Raw genomic sequence first — 16,195 nt, forward strand, 5'->3', positions numbered from 1 at the left:
TGGCCGATCTTTGGGCCGACGCACCTGCCGCTGGTGGCTGAAGGGGTCCTGCTGTCGGTGGCCGACTACACCGGCTTCCTGTACGTGCGCACCGGCACGCCGGAATACGTGCGGCTGATCGAACAAGGGTCGTTGCGCACATTCGGAGGCCACACCACCGTGATTGCCTCCTTCTTTGCGGCATTCGTCTCCATGCTCATGTTCACGGTATGGTGGTACTTTGGCAAACTGTACTGCACCGCGTTCTACTACGTGAAAGGCCCGCGCGGGCGCGTCAGCATGAAGAACGACGTCACCGCATTCGGCGAAGAAGGCTTTCCGGAGGGGATCAGGCAGCACTGATCATACCGATGAATCGCTCGTGGAATCCCTGCCGTTTGCTGTCGGTGGCGGCAGGAATCCCGGGCGCGCAGAACGAGGAGGAATGAATGAAGGCCGGACGAGCGATCCAGGCGGGCATGGGTGCGCTTGCCATGACCGTATTGCTTCATTGCGGCGTGGCGGGCGCACACGGCAAGGTGACCATCGAAGAGGATGCATGCGTTCGACGGGGCGGTGACAACAGCCTGGTGCACCTGAGTGTCTACCAGCCGCAGTATGAGCCGGGTGACGAGTACTGTACGGAGATACCCCGGGAAGGCGAGGCGTTTCTGGTCGTGGATCTCGTGGATCAGGCACTGCGCGACATTCCAGTCGCTGTGCGCGTGGTGCGGGGAATTCACGAGGCGGAAGCCGAAACGGTGGCGTACTTGCACCCGAGTCACCATCCCGATGGGGTCATCAGGGGGGAAGCCAGCCTGGATCAGGGCCTGTACACCGTGTTCATCACGGGCGATGCGGTGCCGCCCGTACGCTACCAGTATCCGCTGCGCGTGAAAATGGTGAACTATGCCGAAGTCTTGCGATCCCTGGTGGCACCGCTCATCACGGCAGCGGTATTGATGCTGTTGGGATATCAGATACTGAGGTCGAGACGGAAAGACGGCTGAATCCCTGGATGCGTGGTGAGACCGGATTCCGGCATCGGATTACGCCGTATCGCTGAGGCCCTCCTGATGCAGGGAGGAGCGCATTTCGGCGATCACTCTTCCGGGATCGGCTTCGAATCGATGGATCAGTTCGTCATGGTTCCTGTTTTCGGTCTCATGCTTGGCACCCCAGCGCAGCAATTCCAGCGTCACCGGGATCAGATCCAGTCCCTTTTCGGTGAGCGAATAGACTATTCTGCGCTTGTTGTCCGGGTCGCGGCGGCGCAACACGATGTTGCAGGCCTCGAGTCGCTTCAGCCGATCCGAAAGGATATTGGATGCGATGCTTTCGGAAGATGCGAGGAATTCCCGGAATCCCTGCTTGCGCTTGTAGATGATGTCGCGCAGGATCAGCAGTGTCCATTTGTCCCCGATGATCTCCAGGGCGCAGCTGATCGGGCAGATGGAACGAGGAGTCTGGTTTTTCCTGGCCATGGGCGACAGTGTATCAAAAATGCCCGATATCCTGTATGTCCGTCGGGCAGATGAATTTGCCGGTTGCCGTGGCGGATTGGGGAATTCCGTTTTTTCGCCCTGGCATTTTGTGCCGACTTGCTGTTAAATGACGGATCACGCTCCCGATCGACGTTCGATGCACACTCCCAGTCTTTTTACACCACGAAGGGCACCCAGCTTCGCCACGCTGACCTTGACCCATGGTGATCCGAATTCTTCCAGGATCAGGCGTGCGACGCGTCCGGCCAGGGCTTCCAGCAACGAGAAGCGCTCTTCCGCGAGCATCGTTTCGATGCGTTGGACGACGACGGCATAATCCAGCGCATCGACCAGGTCATCCGTCTGGCAGGCCCGGTTTGACGGCATCGCGATCTCCAGGTCGAGCTGGATGATTTGTGAGTGGCTGCGCTCCCATGGATAGACGCCTATCAGCGCCCGGGTCCTGAATTCCTGCAGAAAAATGATGTCCATGGTGACGGAAGGAAAGGCGGGATATGCCCTGCCGTGATGTGAAAAACGGATCTCTCGCGAGCATGGTGGTGGATTCTATTCCATTTGTCACGACGATGCGAACAACATGACATGACGACATGGCTGGTTCTCGTCCTGCCGGCGTACCTGCTGGGGTCCATTTCCTTTGGAGTGCTGGCGAGCCATCTCTTCCGATTGCCCGATCCCCGGCTTTACGGTTCGCAGAATCCCGGGGCCACCAACGTGCTGCGCAGCGGGAAGAAGGCTGCAGCAGCCTTTACCCTCCTGGGTGACATGGGAAAGGGCTGGGTGGCGGTGATGCTGGCCCGGCATGCTGGCCCCGTCCTGGCTGCGGACGACATGGCGATCGCATTTGTGGGCCTGGCGGTTTTTCTGGGGCATATATTTCCGGTATTTCTGCGGTTCAGGGGAGGCAAGGGCGTGGCGACGGCTGTTGGCGTGCTGTTCGGGCTCAATGCCTGGATGGGGCTCGTGGCCGTGGCCATCTGGATGCTCGTGGCGGCCATCTGGCGGATATCGTCGCTGGCTGCCCTGGTGGCGGCCGGGTTGGCACCGCTCTATGCATTCCTTTTTCTCGGCATGGGGGGGAGGACGCTCATCGTTTCCCTCATGTCGCTGATCATCATCTGGCGGCACAGAATGAATATCGCCAACCTGATCGCCGGCAGGGAAACGCGGATCGGCAAGCCAACTGCCTCATGACCGGTCATCGATCCCTGCTCGATCCGGCGATGCTCCCGCTGATTCGGGCGAACGCGCCGCGGCTTCCAGATCCCACCGGGCCCTGACCGCAAAGGCATCGTATTCCGGATGCGGGGCATGCCGGGACTGCAGTCGCAGGGCCCCGGCAAATGCGATCATGGCGCCGTTGTCGGTGCAGAATTCGAGCGCCGGAAAGAAGACCTCGGCTCCTGTTTCTTCCGTCTTGCGTGACAGGCTTGCGCGCAGTTGCCGGTTGGCCCCCACGCCGCCCGCGACGACGAGTTGCGTCAGTCCTGTTTTTTCCAGCGCCGCCAATGATTTTCCCGTCAGCACTTCCACCACGGCTTCCTGGAAAGCAAGTGCAATATCACCACGCGTTTGTTCCGTGACGCCGTGTGCGCGTATCAGGGTGAGCGCCGCCGTTTTCAGGCCACTGAAGCTGAAATTGAGATCTCCGCTGTGGAGCATGGGGCGGGGGAGCGTGAAGCGGCGTGGCTGGCCCGAGTTGGAAAACGCGTCGGCGAGCCGTGACAGGGCCGGGCCGCCGGGATAGGCCAGTCCCAGCAGCTTTGCCACCTTGTCGAAAGCCTCGCCCGCCGCGTCGTCGACGGTCTCGCCCAGCAAGACATACTTTCCCAGACCGTTCACTTCCATCAATTGGGTGTGGCCGCCCGATACCAGCAGCGCCACGAACGGGAAGGTCGGCGCCGGATCGGACAGCAGCGGCGACAGCAGGTGGCCTTCGAGATGGTGGATGCCCAGCACCGGGAGATTCAATGCAAATCCCAGGGCTGCCGCGATGCTGGCCCCCACCAGCAATGCGCCTGCCAGTCCGGGGCCGCGGGTATAGGCGATTGCGTCGAGATCTTCCAGCTTCCGGCCGGCTGCCGCGAGCGCCTGCCGCACGAGCGGCAGTACCTGGCGGATGTGATCTCGCGAAGCGAGTTCCGGGACAACGCCCCCATATTCAGAATGCATATCAGTTTGCGAATGGAGCACGTGACTCAGCAGGCCTTCACGGGTGTGATAAAGGGCGACGCCGGTTTCGTCGCAGGATGTCTCGATGCCGAGTACCAGCAGTGGAATGCCCGGATGGTCGGTTGGCCGGCGATAGGAGGTCTGGGCCGGGCGACATGAAAGCCGGGATGGGGGCATGGTTCCCTTCTGCATCGATATCGATCAGGCGAATTCTCAGACTTTTACAATGGAAATGTATGTTGTTATATAATAACAGGCTTTCTCCATGCGGCACATGCAGGGGCTTGCCGCATGCCGTTCATCCATCGCTCATACAAGGAAAGGAACAGCATTTTCATGACCACGATCAAAGTCAAGGAAAACGAGCCATTCGAAGTCGCCATGCGGCGTTTCAAGCGTACCATAGAAAAAACCGGCCTGCTGACGGAGCTGCGCGCCAGGGAGTTCTACGAAAAACCCACGGCCGAACGCAAGCGCAAGCTGGCCGCCGCGGTCAAGCGCACCTACAAGCGGCTGCGTAGCCAGCTGTTGCCCCCGAAACTTTATTAGCCCAGGCTGGTCATAAAAACGTTTCACCGGTCCCCCGGGGGATGCGGAGGGAGTCTCATGGCTGACTTGAAACAGCGGATAGCCGAGGATATGAAGGATGCAATGCGTACGGGCGACACCCGGCGGCGTGATGCCCTTCGTCTGCTGCAGGCAGCCATCAAGCAGCGGGAGGTGGACGAGCGCATCGTGCTGGATGATGCCGCGGTCGTGGCGGTGATCGAGAAAATGCTCAAGCAGCGCAGCGATTCGATCAGGCAGTATGAGGCTGCGGGGCGCCAGGATCTGGCGGATGTCGAGCATTACGAATCCGGAGTGCTGCGTGCCTACATGCCGGAAGCGTTGGATGACGCACAGATCGAAAGAGCGATCGCCGACGCGATTCGAGTTGCCGAAGCCAGGGGGCAGCAGGATATGGGGCGTGTCATGGCGCTGCTCAAGCCCGCACTGTCGGGGCGTGCCGACATGGGGAGGGTATCAGCGCGGGTCAGGGCGCAATTGGCGGATTGAGCTTCTCGCTGCGGGCAGCGAGGTGGTGGCGATCGGGCTGCCTTGCATTTTCGGGGAACATCTCCTAATAAGAAATGGTACAGCCCGGTTTGGACCGCCTTGTCCGCAGCACCTGAGAAACTACTGGCCTATATCCGCTACCAATGATCCCGCAATCATTCATCCAGGATTTACTCGGGCGCGTGGATATCGTGGATGTCATTGAACGGGACGTTCCCCTCAGGAAAGCAGGTGCAAACTATACCGCGTGCTGCCCGTTCCACAGTGAAAAAACCGCGTCGTTCACCGTGGCCCCCGCCAAGCAGTTCTATCATTGTTTCGGCTGTGGCGCGCACGGCAACGCCATCGGTTTCGTGATGGAGCACGGTGGAATGAGCTTCGTCGAGGCGATCCATGATCTGGCGGGTCGGGTTGGAATGCAGGTGCCTGTCCAGGAACCGGCCTTCCCGTCCCGGGGGGGCGATAAAAGCCCCACCGAAAACTCCGCCATCGGCCATGCCGGTCACTCCCTGGAGCGCTTGCTTGAGGCCGTGGATGTCGCTGCGAGATACTATCGCGAGCAACTCAGGCGTTCTGAGCGCGCCATTTCCTATCTCAAGCAGCGCGGCATGACGGGCGAGACGGCTGCCCGTTTCGCCATCGGCTACGCGCCTGCGGGTTGGCGTGGCCTGGAGGCAGCCTTCCCCGACTATGCCGCAGCGTCCAGGTCGAGCCAGCTGGCGGCGGCGGGGCTGGTCGTCGAAAGCGGCGAAGGCGGCCGCTACGACCGGTTTCGTGACCGTATCATGTTTCCCATTCTCGATCTCAAGGGGAGAATAGTGGCATTTGGCGGACGGGTACTGGAGCAGGGTGAGCCGAAGTATCTCAACTCTCCCGAGACGCCGCTGTTTCAGAAGGGCCGTGAACTCTACAACCTGTTCGCTGCGCGCCGGGCGATCCGCGAAGCGGGGAGGGTGGTCGTGGTGGAAGGATACATGGATGTCGTGGCACTGGCGCAGCATGGCATCGGCTACGCCGTCGCTGCCCTGGGAACCGCCGTGACCGCGTTTCACATCCAGAAGCTGTTGCGTCATGCCGACATCGTGGTGTTCTGCTTCGATGGCGACAAGGCGGGCAGGAAGGCCGCGTGGCGCGCCCTGGAGGAGAGCCTTGCGCAGCTGCAGGACGGGAAGCAGGTCAGCTTCCTGTTTCTGCCGGAGGGTGAAGATCCGGATAGCTACGTGCGCAAGGCGGGCAGGAAGGCCTTTGAGGGACTGCTCGACCAGGCGCTGCCCCTGTCGGTTTTCCTGCTCAGGGAACTTGAGGCACGGACCGACCTGACAACCAGCGAGGGTCGTGCCCGGCTGGTGCGGGATGCGAAGCCCTTGCTGACACGGCTGGTTGCCCCAGGGCTGACGCTGATGCTGCTGAAGCAGCTCGCGGAAATCAGCGGCACCAGCCAGGGGGAACTCGAGGATCTGCTGAAGATTCGGCGCCCCGCATTTCCCTCATCTCGTGAGAAAGCACCGCGACCGCGACCCGCGTCACCGCAGCATTGGCTGATACAGATACTCATGCACGATCCCGGTTACGCACGGAAGCTCGACAGGGCGCTCCTTGCCCAGCAATTCGGGCATGCAGAGGAAGGTGCATTGCGGGCGCTGGTTGAATTCATCGATGCGCATCCCCATCTTGAAAAAGAGAGGGTGGTACCGTCCGCGATCGTTTATTTCCAGGACAGTCCGCATCGTTCCCTGATCTACAAGACCCAGAGCGAGACGCTTGCCTGGGATGACGGCATCGATCTGGAGGCCGAATTCACCGGTGCGCTTGCGCGCCTGCGCGAGATGCACCGCAAGCAGCGCATGGCCAGTCTGCACAGCAGGCCGCTGAGCACGCTCACTGCGGAAGAAAAGCGGGAACTGCAGCGGCTGGCCTTGCTTTCCTGAGTACGATAAATCAGGCACCACAGCAAGATTTTGATAAAATAAAAAGTTTTTCAGGTTTCGAAACCAGTTTCATTTCCGGGAATCGACATGGTCAAGGCAAAGGCGCAAACCAAGGTGGCAGTCAAAGAGAAGGAAGGTGCGGACGCGCGGAACACGGGAACTTCCGATAGCACGGGGCGTACCGCAGGAACCGGTACGGCACGACGTCCCGCTGGAAGGGATGCCAGCGCAGTGGCTGCAAAGCAGGTCGAAGGCGCGCAGCCTGCCGCAAGGCAACCCGCGAAGCAGCCGAGCAAGGCGCCGGCGAAAACAGCCGTGCCAAGGACGACCAGGCAGACGGCGGAAAAGGGGGGCATCGTGAAATCCCCCGCCAAGGCTTCGGCGCGCGTGGTGGAGATCGAGCGCGTGGTGCTGGCGGCGACGGACTCCGACCTGCTGACCACCAAAATTGCCAAGGCCAGGATTGGGAAGGAGGGTAAGGTAACCGCAAAGGATGCCGAGAAGTCTCCGCTTGGACCGCAGGACATCGAGGCAAGGCGCATGCGGCTGAAGAGTCTCATCGTTCAGGGAAAGGAGCGGGGCTACCTGACCTATGCCGAGATCAACGATCATCTTCCGGATGACATGCTGGATGCCGAGCAGATCGAGAACATCATCAGCATGATCAATGACGTGGGCATCTCGGTCTACGACGAGGCCCCCGACGCGGAAACGTTGTTGATGTCCGAGACCGCCCCTACCGTGGCCGATGAGGACGTGGTGGAAGAAGCCGAGGCGGCGCTTTCCACCGTCGATTCGGAATTCGGCCGCACCACCGATCCGGTACGCATGTACATGCGCGAAATGGGTTCGGTGGAACTGCTCACGCGCGAGAGCGAGATCGAAATCGCAAAGCGCATCGAGGATGGCCTGAAGCACATGATCCAGGCGATCTCCGCCTGTCCGACCACCATCGCCGGTATTCTCGATCTGGCCGAGAAGGTGGCGCGGGATGAGATGCGCATCGATGAACTTGTGGATGGGTTGCTGGACCCGAACGATCAGGAAATGACCGGCGACGAAGTCTCCGAGGAGGCGATGGAGCGGGAACTGGGCGCGGAGAACGCCGAGGATGAGGATGTGGCTGCGATCGCCAGTGCCAATCTGCTCAAGCTGAAGAATGATGCGCTGGAGCGGTTTGCGGTGATTCACCGGGCCTATGCCGAGATGCAGAAGGTATTGCAGAAGAAAGGAGCGGGTAACAAGGCGTACCAGGGCATACAGGCGAGCATTTCGGCCGAACTGATGACGATCCGCTTTTCCGCGAAGATGGTGGAGAGGCTGTGCGACACGCAGCGTGGCCTGGTGGATGAGATGCGCGGTTATGAACGCAAGATCATGGAACTGTGCGTGGTCAAGGCAGGCATGCCGCGCAACCATTTCATCAAGGGGTTTCCCGGGAACGAGAGCAATTTCGACTGGGTATCACAGGAACTCGATGCCAACAGGCCCTATGCGGCGGCGCTGGGGCGCTACCAGCCGGCGATACTCGAGCAGCAGGAGAACCTGCTGAGATTGCAGAAGCGCGTAGGCATTCCCCTGAAGGATCTCAAGGAGATCAATCGGCGGATGTCGACCGGTGAGGCCAAGGCGCGGCGCGCCAAGCGCGAGATGACCGAGGCGAACCTGCGGCTGGTGATCTCGATCGCCAAGAAGTATACCAACCGCGGGCTGCAGTTCCTCGATCTCATCCAGGAGGGCAACATCGGCCTCATGAAGGCGGTGGACAAGTTCGAATATCGCAGGGGCTACAAGTTCTCGACCTATGCCACCTGGTGGATCCGCCAGGCGATCACGCGCTCCATCGCGGATCAGGCGCGCACCATCCGCATTCCGGTGCACATGATCGAGACCATCAACAAGATGAACCGCATTTCGCGCCAGATTCTGCAGGAAACCGGGCAGGAGCCGGAGCCCGCGCTGCTGGCCCAGAAAATGGAGATGCCGGAGGAGAAGATCCGCAAGATCCTCAAGATTTCCAAGGAGCCGATCTCCATGGAGACTCCCATCGGGGATGACGAGGACTCCCACCTGGGCGATTTCATCGAGGATTCCGCCACCATGGCGCCTGCAGATGCCGCGGTCTACGCCAGCCTGCGCGACGTCACCAAGGACATTCTGGATTCCCTGACGCCGCGCGAGGCCAAGGTGCTGCGCATGCGTTTCGGCATCGAGATGAATACGGACCACACGCTGGAAGAGGTTGGCAAGCAGTTCGACGTGACGCGTGAGCGCATCCGGCAGATAGAAGCAAAGGCGTTGCGCAAGCTGCGCCATCCCTCGCGTTCCGAGCGCCTGCGCAGCTTTCTGGATACCGAGGGTTGATCGATTCCAGCGACGATAGGGGTCTGTAGCTCAGTCGGTTAGAGCAGGGGACTCATAATCCCTTGGTCGTTGGTTCGAGTCCAACCAGACCCACCACCTATCCTGCGCCTGTTCCCTGCGGAGCCACGCCCGGCTGTCTCCATCACGCGGCCTTTGCAGTCCACCGGCATGTGAAGACGCCCGGTTGCCGTCATGGCGAGAAGGGGAGGACGGCGTGTGGTACCTGGCAGTCCCAACGGTCGAAGATTCGATTGCGGAACCATGAGGTTTGAAACCAGGGTCATCGGTGCCGACAGAAGGATTCGAACCCTCGACCTTCTGATTACAAATCAGCTGCTCTACCAACTGAGCTATGCCGGCGCGGGTGACATTATAGAGACTGGGTAACGCGGGGGCAAACCCGGGAAACCGGGTTTGAAGGATTCTATTTGACGACTTGGAGGTGGGGTTTTCCACCCGTTTGCACAGTGGACGAGGACGGCTGGATTCCATCCGCGTTTCCGGCATCCGCCCCGGATTGCGCCGTCTCGGATTCTTCGGTCACCGGGAAAAGGATGCCCTGCGAGGTTTCCTTGGGGAAGATGCCCAGGACCGCGTCCACCGGTATCGAGATTTCGTGCGATACGCCATTGAAGCGGGCAGAGAACTGGATCAGGTCGTTGCCGAGTGTCAGGCGATGGGTCGCCTCGGGGCTGATGTTGAGCACAATCTCGCCATTTCGGACGAATTCCAGCGGAACACGGGTCCGGGCGTCCACCTTGACCGACAGGTAGGGGGTATGGCCGCTATCAGAGCACCATTCATGGATGGCCCGGATCAGATAGGGTTTCGTGGAAGGTGTCTTCATTTGCGCATCGCCTTCTCCGAGGCGGTGAGCGCGTCAATGAACGCCGGCCTGCTGAACAGCCGTTCGGCGAACTTCAGCAGGGGAGCCGCCTGTTTGGGCAACTGGATGCCATAGTGATCCAGGCGCCACAGCAGGGGTGCGATGGCCACGTCCAGCATGGTGAACTCATCGCCCAGCATGTATTTCTGCTTCACGAACACCGGTGCGATCACCGTCAGGTTGTCGCGTATCGCCACGCGGGCCTTTTCCGAAGCTTTCTGGTTGCTGCTCTCGATACCGTCGATATGGCAGAAGAGTTCCTGTTCGAACCGGTGCAACAACAGCCGGGCGCGGGCACGCACGATCGGATCGGCAGGCATGAGCTGCGGATGGGGAAAGCGGTCGTCGATATATTCGTTGATGATGTTCGATTCGTACAGCACCAGGTCGCGTTCCATCAGCACGGGGACCCGGCTGTAGGGCGTCATGATCGCCAGATCCTCCGGCTTGTTGTGCAAGTCGACGTCGATGATCTGGAAATCCATCCCCTTTTCGTACAGCACGATGCGGCAGCGATGGCTGTACGGGCAAGTGGTGGCTGAATACAATGTCATCATGGCGTGGGGCTGTCCGGCTGGATCGCGCCAGTCATTCCTGGCGGAGACGGAATCAATGGATGTCCTTCCAGTACTCGTGCTTGAGTGCATAGGTCAATCCCAGCATGACGAACAGGAAGAGCATCACGATGATTCCGAGTTGCGTGCGCTTCGTTGCCGCGGGCTCGCCCACGTAGACGAGGTAGTTCACCAGGTCGGCGACGTACTGGTCGTATTCGATCCGGGAAAGCGTGCCGGGGGTGTCCAGCTTCAACTCCTTGACCTCGTGCGTGCCGCCATGGCCGTCGTCCTCGGTCCTGACAGAGACGGACTGTATCCCCTGGAGCTGGTAGAGCGCGTGCGGCATGGCGACCTTGTCGAACAGGAGGTTGTTCCATCCGGTGGCCGTGGTTTCATCGCGATAGAACTGGCGCAGGTAGGTGTAGAGCCAGTCCGGCCCGCGGGAGCGGGCGATCACCGACAGATCGGGCGGAATCACGCCGAACCACTGCTTGGCGTCCTTCTTTCTCATGGCAACCGTCATGAGTTCGCCCACCTTCTGTCCGGTGAATATGAGGTTGTCGCTGATCTGGTTCTCGTTGAGCCCCAGATCCCTGAGCCGGTTGTACCGCATGTACTCGGTACTGTGGCACGTCAGGCAGTAGTTGGCGAACGCCTGGGCGCCGCGCTGCAGGGACAGCGTGTCGGTTCGCTGGATCGGCGCCCGGTCCAGCCTTGCCTCCTCGCTGCTGGCGTGTGCCACGACGGGAGCCAGGAAGGCTGCGAGCAGAATATACGCAATCGTTCTCATTCTTCTACCTTATCTCACTCGGGTGGGCTCGGGCTTGGTCTTGTCTATCTTGCTGTACCATGGCATGAGAATGAAGAAGGCAAAGTAGATCACCGTGAATATCTGTGCCAGCAGCGTATAGAGCGGCGTCGGCGACTTCGTGCCGAGCCAGCCCAGCACCAGGACGCTGATCACGAACAGCGTGAGCGCGATCTTGAAGTAGGGACCCTTGTAGCGGATCGATTTGACGGGGCTTCGGTCCAGCCAGGGCAGCAGCGCGAAGATCGCGACGGAGCCTCCCATCAGGATGATGCCCCACAGCTTCGCGTCTATCCAGAGGAAGTTGACGGTGACCGCCCGCAGCATCGAGTAGTACGGGGTGAAGTACCATACCGGGGCGATGTGGTCCGGCGTCTGCAGCGTGTTGGCAGGGACGAAGTTGTTGTATTCGAGGAAGTAGCCCCCCATTTCGGGGGCGAAGAATATGATCCCGCAGAACACGATGAGGAACATGATGACGCCGAAGATGTCCTTCACCGAGTAGTATGGATGGAAGGGGATGCCGTCGACGGGAATGTGCGAGACCGGATCCTTGTGTGCCTTGATCTCGATGCCGTCCGGATTGTTGGAGCCGACTTCGTGCAGCGCGAGGACGTGGACGATGACCAGTATCACGAGCACGATCGGCAGCGTGACCACATGATAGGCGAAGAAGCGGTTGAGCGCGGCGTCCGAGAGCATGAAATCTCCCAGGATCCAGCTCGACAGGGTGTCGCCCACGACCGGGATGGCGCCGACCATGCTGATGATCACCTGTGCGCCCCAGTAGGACATCTGTCCCCACGGCAGGATGTATCCCGTGAATGCCAGCATCATCAGGATGAAGAAGATTCCCATGCCGATCAGCCACAGCAGTTCCCGCGGCTTCCGGTAGGAGCCGTACATCATCCCGCGGAACATGTGCAGGTAGACCACCACGAAGAACATGGAAGCCCCGGTGGAGTGCATGTAGCGGATCAGCCAGCCGAAGTTCACGTCGCGCATGATGTATTCCACCGACGAGAACGCCAGGCTGGCGTCCGGCTTGTAGTTCATGGTGAGGAAGATGCCGGTGAGCAGCTGGTTGACCAGAACCAGCATCGCCAGCGAGCCGAAGTAGTACCAGAAGTTGAAATTTTTCGGCGCATAGTATTCGGTGAGGTGCGCCTTCCAGTTGGAAGTCAGGGGAAAGCGCGCATCCACCCATTCGAGCATGGAATCCAGTCGCTTGCTCATGTTATGCGGACTCCTTACGGTCAGCCCCGATCAGCAGAAGATTATCGCTCAGGTAGGTGTGCGGGGGGACAACCAGGTTGGTCGGTGCGGGAACGCTTTTGTAGACGCGTCCGGCAAGGTCGAATTTCGAGCCGTGGCACGGGCAGAAGAATCCGCCCAGCCAGTCGGCTCCCAGGTCCGCGGGAGCGATGTCCTTGCGGAACACGGGCGAGCAGCCGAGGTGGGTGCAGACGCCTTCCACCACCAGGATCGAGGGCTTGATGGAGCGCGATTCGTTCTGAGCGTAGGCGGGCTGCTGGGGTTTTTCCGATTTGGGATCGGATACCTGGCCATCGAGTTTCGTGAGGGTCGCAAGCATCTCCGGCGTACGGTTCAATATCCATACGACCTTGCCGCGCCACTCCACCAGCAGCAGCATGCCGGGTTCGAGGCTGCTGAGATCGACCTCGACAGGGGCCCCCGCTGCCTTGGCACGTTCGCTGGGCAGCATGCTCATGACGAACGGGGTGGCCACTGCCGCTCCCGCGACCGTGCCCGCCACCGATGTCACGGTGATGAGAAAGCGTCGTCGGCCACTCATTGTTTCCTGCGTTTTGAAGCTATCCGCCATATTCTGCAGCTCCGTTTTCGGTTCGGATGTGTCGTTCTGAATATTTATGTAAAACTTGACCATTTTATCATAGTATGTATTGGAAAATAAATATCGGCAGTGGAATATACTGATCGAACTGTGAAAATCGCTTCATATCATGGCATGCGAATATAAGGGACGAATCCCGGCCGAAGGTTCCGGCTGGCCGGGTGCGAGTGGATGCACGCTCCGATGAGGCAGCGCGTCGTCAATTGCCCCCAATGCGGGAAGGAAGTGGTGTGGGATGCCGCCAACCGTTACCGGCCGTTCTGCAGCGAGCGCTGCAGCATGATCGATCTGGGGCAGTGGGCTGCGGAGTCCTATCGCATCCCGGAGTCGGACGGGGAGGATCCGCCGGAAGACGGGGAATAGCCCGGCAGGCCGCTAGCGGATCGTCGCCTGCGGTTCCGGCGCGGAGGCATCCGTGTCAGCCACTGCCCGCATCATGGCGATGCCATGGGCGCCGTGGGTCATGGCGGTGGCCAGGTCGCCGTGCCGCAGCCCGCCCAGTGCGTACACCGGGAGCGGATACTCCCGGAGGAGCCGTGAGAATCTTCGCCAGCCCAGAGGTCGCAGGTCCGGGTGGCTCGGAGTCGGCAGCACCGGCGAAAGGACCGCGAAGCGTACGCCCATGCGTTCGGCCTGGGCAAGTTCCTCCGCATTATGGCAGGAGGCGCCGCAGAAATCCCCATCCAGGGGACGATCCATCTGCATGAGCCGTGCAGCGGGAAGATGCACGCCATCCGCTCCGATCTCGCGGCACAGGGCGTCGTCGTCGTTTATCAATACCCTGGCGTCATGGCGGCGCGCCAGCGCCAGCGTGCTGGCCGCGAAGCTGCGCAGCAGTTCGCGTTTCATGCCCTTCTCGCGCACTTGCAGCAACCTCAGCCCTGACCGCAAGGCCTGTTCGATCTGCACCAGCGCCAGACGGGGGCCGGTCTCCATCGCATTCGTGATGGCATACACCGGCGGCAGGCACAGCGCCTGCAGCACAGGCAGGTTGGCCGGAAGCAGGGGCGCCACCGATACCTTGTCCGCATATTGCCACGCCAGTATCTGGCCCTCGCGCGGATAAGGCTCGCCATGCCACTGCGTGACGCGGTAGAAGTGCAGGCGCACCGTGGCATGGGGATAGGCGAAAATGCGGGTAATCCAGGGGCAGGCATGCCGGACGCGTATGCCCAGCTCTTCCATCATCTCGCGCCCGAGGGTCTGGAGGAGCGCCTCGCCGCTTACGGCCTTGCCGCCGGGAAATTCCCAGTAGCCGGCGTAGGGCTTGCCTGCTGGCCTTTGCGCCAGGAGGAAGCTGCCATCACACCGGCTGATGACGGCTGCAGCGACGTCGATGGTGGAGCCGGCAGAGTCTGCAGGGCGATGCACGGCGTCGCGATCGCTAGGGCTGCGCGTCCGGGTGTGCCCGTTGCCTGCCCGCCCAGTCGCGCGCAAACTGCCAGGCGACACGCCCGCTGCGGGAGCCGCGCCCCAGCGCCCACCGCAGCGCCGCTTCACGCATGGAGTCGCTCCGCTCCCCTATGCCGAAATGATCGAGCCAGTGCTCAACGATGTCCAGGTATTGCTCCTGGTCGAAAGGATAGAATGACAGCCACAGGCCGAAGCGTTCCGAGAGCGAGATTTTTTCCTCGACCGCTTCGCTCGGATGAATCTCGCCGTCGACATGCCGTGTGTCCTGGTTGTCGCGCATGGATTCCGGCATGAGGTGGCGGCGATTGGACGTCGCGTAGATCAGCACGTTGTCGGAAGCGGTGGCAATGGAGCCGTCCAGCACTACCTTCAGGGCCTTGTAGCCAGGTTCTCCGGTTTCGAACGACAGGTCGTCGCAGTACAAGATGAAACGTTCCGGGCGTGCGCCGATCTGTTCCACGATGTCATGCAGGTCGGTGAGGTGGTGTTTCTCCACCTCGATCAGGCGCAGCCCGGCCGGGGCATGCCTGTCGAGCATGGCCTTGATCAGCGACGATTTGCCCGTGCCGCGCGCGCCGGTGAGGAGCACGTTGTTGGCAGGGTATCCTTGCACGAACTGGAGGGTGTTGCGCTCCAGGATCTCCTTCTGCCGGTCGATGCCCCTCAGCGCATCGAGGGCGATGCGATGAGGGCGCAGGATGGGCTGCAGGGTCCCGGCATGGCCGGTCTTGCGCCATCGGAATGCGGTGGCGGCGTCCCAGTCGGGCTCGGGCCGTTCCAATGACAGGAGCTTCTCCAGGCGGGCGAGCAGCAGATCGGCGCGGCGATAGAGGATATCCGGATCATGCATGAGGGTCGCCTTCCAGGCTGGATTCGGCGGCGGCAGGGATACGGAGGCCGGTGCCCCGGTACTGCTTGAGCCTGTGCACTAAGTGCGCTATCGTACGGAATGGTGGGCGAGGATACATGATAATTTAAGGTGTTGCAGCAGTGTCCGCAAGGGTGTCGGGCCCGTGCCCGGTGCCGGTGCGGGGGTTATCGGCCTTGCCATCACGCCATCGCAGCATGCTCTTTGAAGATTTTCTCTATCAACGATCCGGCATGACCTACAGGAGAACATACCATGAATCAAGCACCCAAGAAGAAATCCATCGCTTTCCTCACCCTGGGAACGGCCGTGGCTGCGACGCTCGGTACAGCCTCGGTCGTCTCCGCGGGGGAACCTTCTGTGGAATCCGTGGGCAAGGCCACTTTCATGGTGGCTGAATATCACGCGGGCGAAAAGAAGGATGGATATGGCGAGAAGCGGGCCGGCGAGGGCCGGTGTGGAATATCCATGGCGGATACCGACAAGGACGGCCGGGTCAGCAAGGAAGAGCATGCCCGCCACAGCCAGATAATGTTCGACAAGCTCGATGTCAATGGCGACGGCTACATCGACAAGGACGAGGTGAGCCGGGCCAGGACGAGGCATCGGCATGGCCATGGGCACGGATCGCCCGGCCAGTCTCCCCTGGCTGCGGAGTACGAAGCGGAGTGGGGCGGAAGAAATCTGCAGCACATGAAGCCCATGGGCGAGTAGGCGGTTCCTCCACTCCTTTTATACACGGTCGGGGCTGTACCCTGGAGAGGGCACAGCCCCGACCGGCCC

General features: G+C 60.8%; 19 protein-coding genes and 2 tRNA genes. 10 read left to right on the forward strand and 11 right to left on the reverse strand.

Annotated features, from left to right (window positions below; all coding sequences use genetic code 11):
• The coding region (locus BT108_RS08125; protein ID WP_218184845.1) for a methane monooxygenase/ammonia monooxygenase subunit A at nucleotides 1–342 on the forward strand (342 nt) is incomplete at its 5' end.
• A gap of 86 nt (nucleotides 343–428) precedes the next feature.
• On the forward strand, nucleotides 429–989 hold the full coding sequence (locus tag BT108_RS08130; RefSeq protein ID WP_072294047.1) for a hypothetical protein: 561 nt from the start codon (nucleotides 429–431) through the stop codon (nucleotides 987–989).
• Nucleotides 990–1,028: 39 nt separating this feature from the next.
• On the opposite strand, the gene BT108_RS08135 is transcribed toward BT108_RS08130, so the two are convergent.
• Together BT108_RS08135 and BT108_RS08140 are read right to left on the reverse strand one after the other, a co-directional pair.
• On the reverse strand, nucleotides 1,029–1,463 hold the full coding sequence (locus tag BT108_RS08135) for a winged helix-turn-helix transcriptional regulator (protein WP_072294048.1): 435 nt from the start codon (nucleotides 1,461–1,463) through the stop codon (nucleotides 1,029–1,031).
• Nucleotides 1,464–1,598: 135 nt separating this feature from the next.
• Entirely contained in the window at nucleotides 1,599–1,955 is a 357-nt protein-coding gene (locus BT108_RS08140; protein WP_072294049.1) for a dihydroneopterin aldolase, read from the reverse strand.
• 111 nt (nucleotides 1,956–2,066) lie between these two features.
• Here BT108_RS08140 and plsY point away from each other — a divergent pair, with 111 nt between their 5' ends.
• On the forward strand, nucleotides 2,067–2,678 hold the full coding sequence (gene plsY, locus BT108_RS08145) for a glycerol-3-phosphate 1-O-acyltransferase PlsY (RefSeq protein WP_072294050.1): 612 nt from the start codon (nucleotides 2,067–2,069) through the stop codon (nucleotides 2,676–2,678).
• Here the strand turns inward: plsY and tsaD are convergent.
• Entirely contained in the window at nucleotides 2,673–3,758 is a 1,086-nt protein-coding gene (gene tsaD, locus BT108_RS08150; RefSeq protein WP_072294109.1) for a tRNA (adenosine(37)-N6)-threonylcarbamoyltransferase complex transferase subunit TsaD, read from the reverse strand. The two genes, plsY and tsaD, sit on opposite strands and share 6 nt — an antisense overlap.
• Nucleotides 3,759–3,992: 234 nt before the next feature.
• Here tsaD and rpsU point away from each other — a divergent pair, with 234 nt between their 5' ends.
• The 5 genes from rpsU (at nucleotide 3,993) to BT108_RS08175 (ending at nucleotide 9,100) form a co-directional block, all read left to right on the forward strand.
• The gene (gene rpsU / locus BT108_RS08155) at nucleotides 3,993–4,205 is read left to right on the forward strand and encodes a 30S ribosomal protein S21 (protein ID WP_004179462.1); all 213 of its coding nucleotides are present in this window, start codon (nucleotides 3,993–3,995) and stop codon (nucleotides 4,203–4,205) included.
• A gap of 57 nt (nucleotides 4,206–4,262) precedes the next feature.
• Nucleotides 4,263–4,712 (forward strand): GatB/YqeY domain-containing protein, encoded by a 450-nt coding sequence (locus tag BT108_RS08160; RefSeq protein ID WP_072294051.1) that lies wholly within the window; start codon nucleotides 4,263–4,265, stop codon nucleotides 4,710–4,712.
• A gap of 143 nt (nucleotides 4,713–4,855) precedes the next feature.
• On the forward strand, nucleotides 4,856–6,640 hold the full coding sequence (gene dnaG, locus BT108_RS08165) for a DNA primase (RefSeq protein WP_072294052.1): 1,785 nt from the start codon (nucleotides 4,856–4,858) through the stop codon (nucleotides 6,638–6,640).
• Nucleotides 6,641–7,180: 540 nt separating this feature from the next.
• Nucleotides 7,181–9,004, forward strand: a complete 1,824-nt coding sequence (rpoD, locus tag BT108_RS08170) for an RNA polymerase sigma factor RpoD (protein WP_369817002.1) — start codon at nucleotides 7,181–7,183, stop codon at nucleotides 9,002–9,004.
• A 19-nt stretch (nucleotides 9,005–9,023) separates the two neighbouring features.
• Nucleotides 9,024–9,100, forward strand: a tRNA-Ile gene (locus BT108_RS08175).
• A gap of 191 nt (nucleotides 9,101–9,291) precedes the next feature.
• Here BT108_RS08175 and BT108_RS08180 read toward each other — a convergent pair.
• From BT108_RS08180 to petA, 6 genes are all read right to left on the reverse strand, one after another.
• Nucleotides 9,292–9,364, reverse strand: a tRNA-Thr gene (locus tag BT108_RS08180).
• 64 nt (nucleotides 9,365–9,428) lie between these two features.
• Nucleotides 9,429–9,851, reverse strand: a complete 423-nt coding sequence (locus BT108_RS08185; protein WP_072294053.1) for a ClpXP protease specificity-enhancing factor — start codon at nucleotides 9,849–9,851, stop codon at nucleotides 9,429–9,431.
• Entirely contained in the window at nucleotides 9,848–10,447 is a 600-nt protein-coding gene (locus BT108_RS08190) for a glutathione S-transferase N-terminal domain-containing protein (RefSeq protein ID WP_072294054.1), read from the reverse strand. Before BT108_RS08190 ends, BT108_RS08185 begins: the two co-directional genes overlap by 4 nt.
• 52 nt (nucleotides 10,448–10,499) lie before the next feature.
• Complete coding sequence (locus BT108_RS08195; protein WP_072294055.1) at nucleotides 10,500–11,237, reverse strand: cytochrome c1; 738 nt, start codon at nucleotides 11,235–11,237, stop codon at nucleotides 10,500–10,502.
• Between the two features lie 9 nt (nucleotides 11,238–11,246).
• Nucleotides 11,247–12,491 carry a cytochrome b gene (locus BT108_RS08200; protein ID WP_072294056.1) on the reverse strand — a complete coding sequence of 415 codons (1,245 nt, stop codon included), beginning with the start codon at nucleotides 12,489–12,491 and terminating at the stop codon, nucleotides 11,247–11,249.
• Between the two features lies 1 nt (nucleotide 12,492).
• Entirely contained in the window at nucleotides 12,493–13,101 is a 609-nt protein-coding gene (petA, locus tag BT108_RS08205) for a ubiquinol-cytochrome c reductase iron-sulfur subunit (RefSeq protein WP_072294111.1), read from the reverse strand.
• 213 nt (nucleotides 13,102–13,314) lie between these two features.
• Between petA and yacG the strand changes: the two genes are divergently transcribed.
• A complete protein-coding gene (gene yacG, locus BT108_RS08210) occupies nucleotides 13,315–13,494 on the forward strand; it encodes a DNA gyrase inhibitor YacG (RefSeq protein WP_072294057.1) in 180 nt (59 codons plus the stop codon).
• Nucleotides 13,495–13,506: 12 nt separating this feature from the next.
• Here the strand turns inward: yacG and BT108_RS08215 are convergent, their stop codons facing one another.
• A complete protein-coding gene (locus BT108_RS08215; protein WP_177257282.1) occupies nucleotides 13,507–14,502 on the reverse strand; it encodes a Nudix family hydrolase in 996 nt (331 codons plus the stop codon).
• A gap of 13 nt (nucleotides 14,503–14,515) precedes the next feature.
• Nucleotides 14,516–15,394, reverse strand: coding sequence for an ATP-binding protein (locus BT108_RS08220; RefSeq protein ID WP_072294058.1), 879 nt, complete (start codon nucleotides 15,392–15,394; stop codon nucleotides 14,516–14,518).
• 273 nt (nucleotides 15,395–15,667) lie between these two features.
• On the opposite strand from BT108_RS08220, the gene BT108_RS08225 reads away from it, so the two are divergent.
• On the forward strand, nucleotides 15,668–16,126 hold the full coding sequence (locus BT108_RS08225; protein ID WP_072294059.1) for an EF-hand domain-containing protein: 459 nt from the start codon (nucleotides 15,668–15,670) through the stop codon (nucleotides 16,124–16,126).
• Nucleotides 16,127–16,195 lie beyond the last annotated feature (69 nt).

Source organism: Nitrosovibrio sp. Nv17 (genome assembly GCF_900119085.1).
Classification (GTDB): Bacteria; Pseudomonadota; Gammaproteobacteria; order Burkholderiales; family Nitrosomonadaceae; genus Nitrosospira.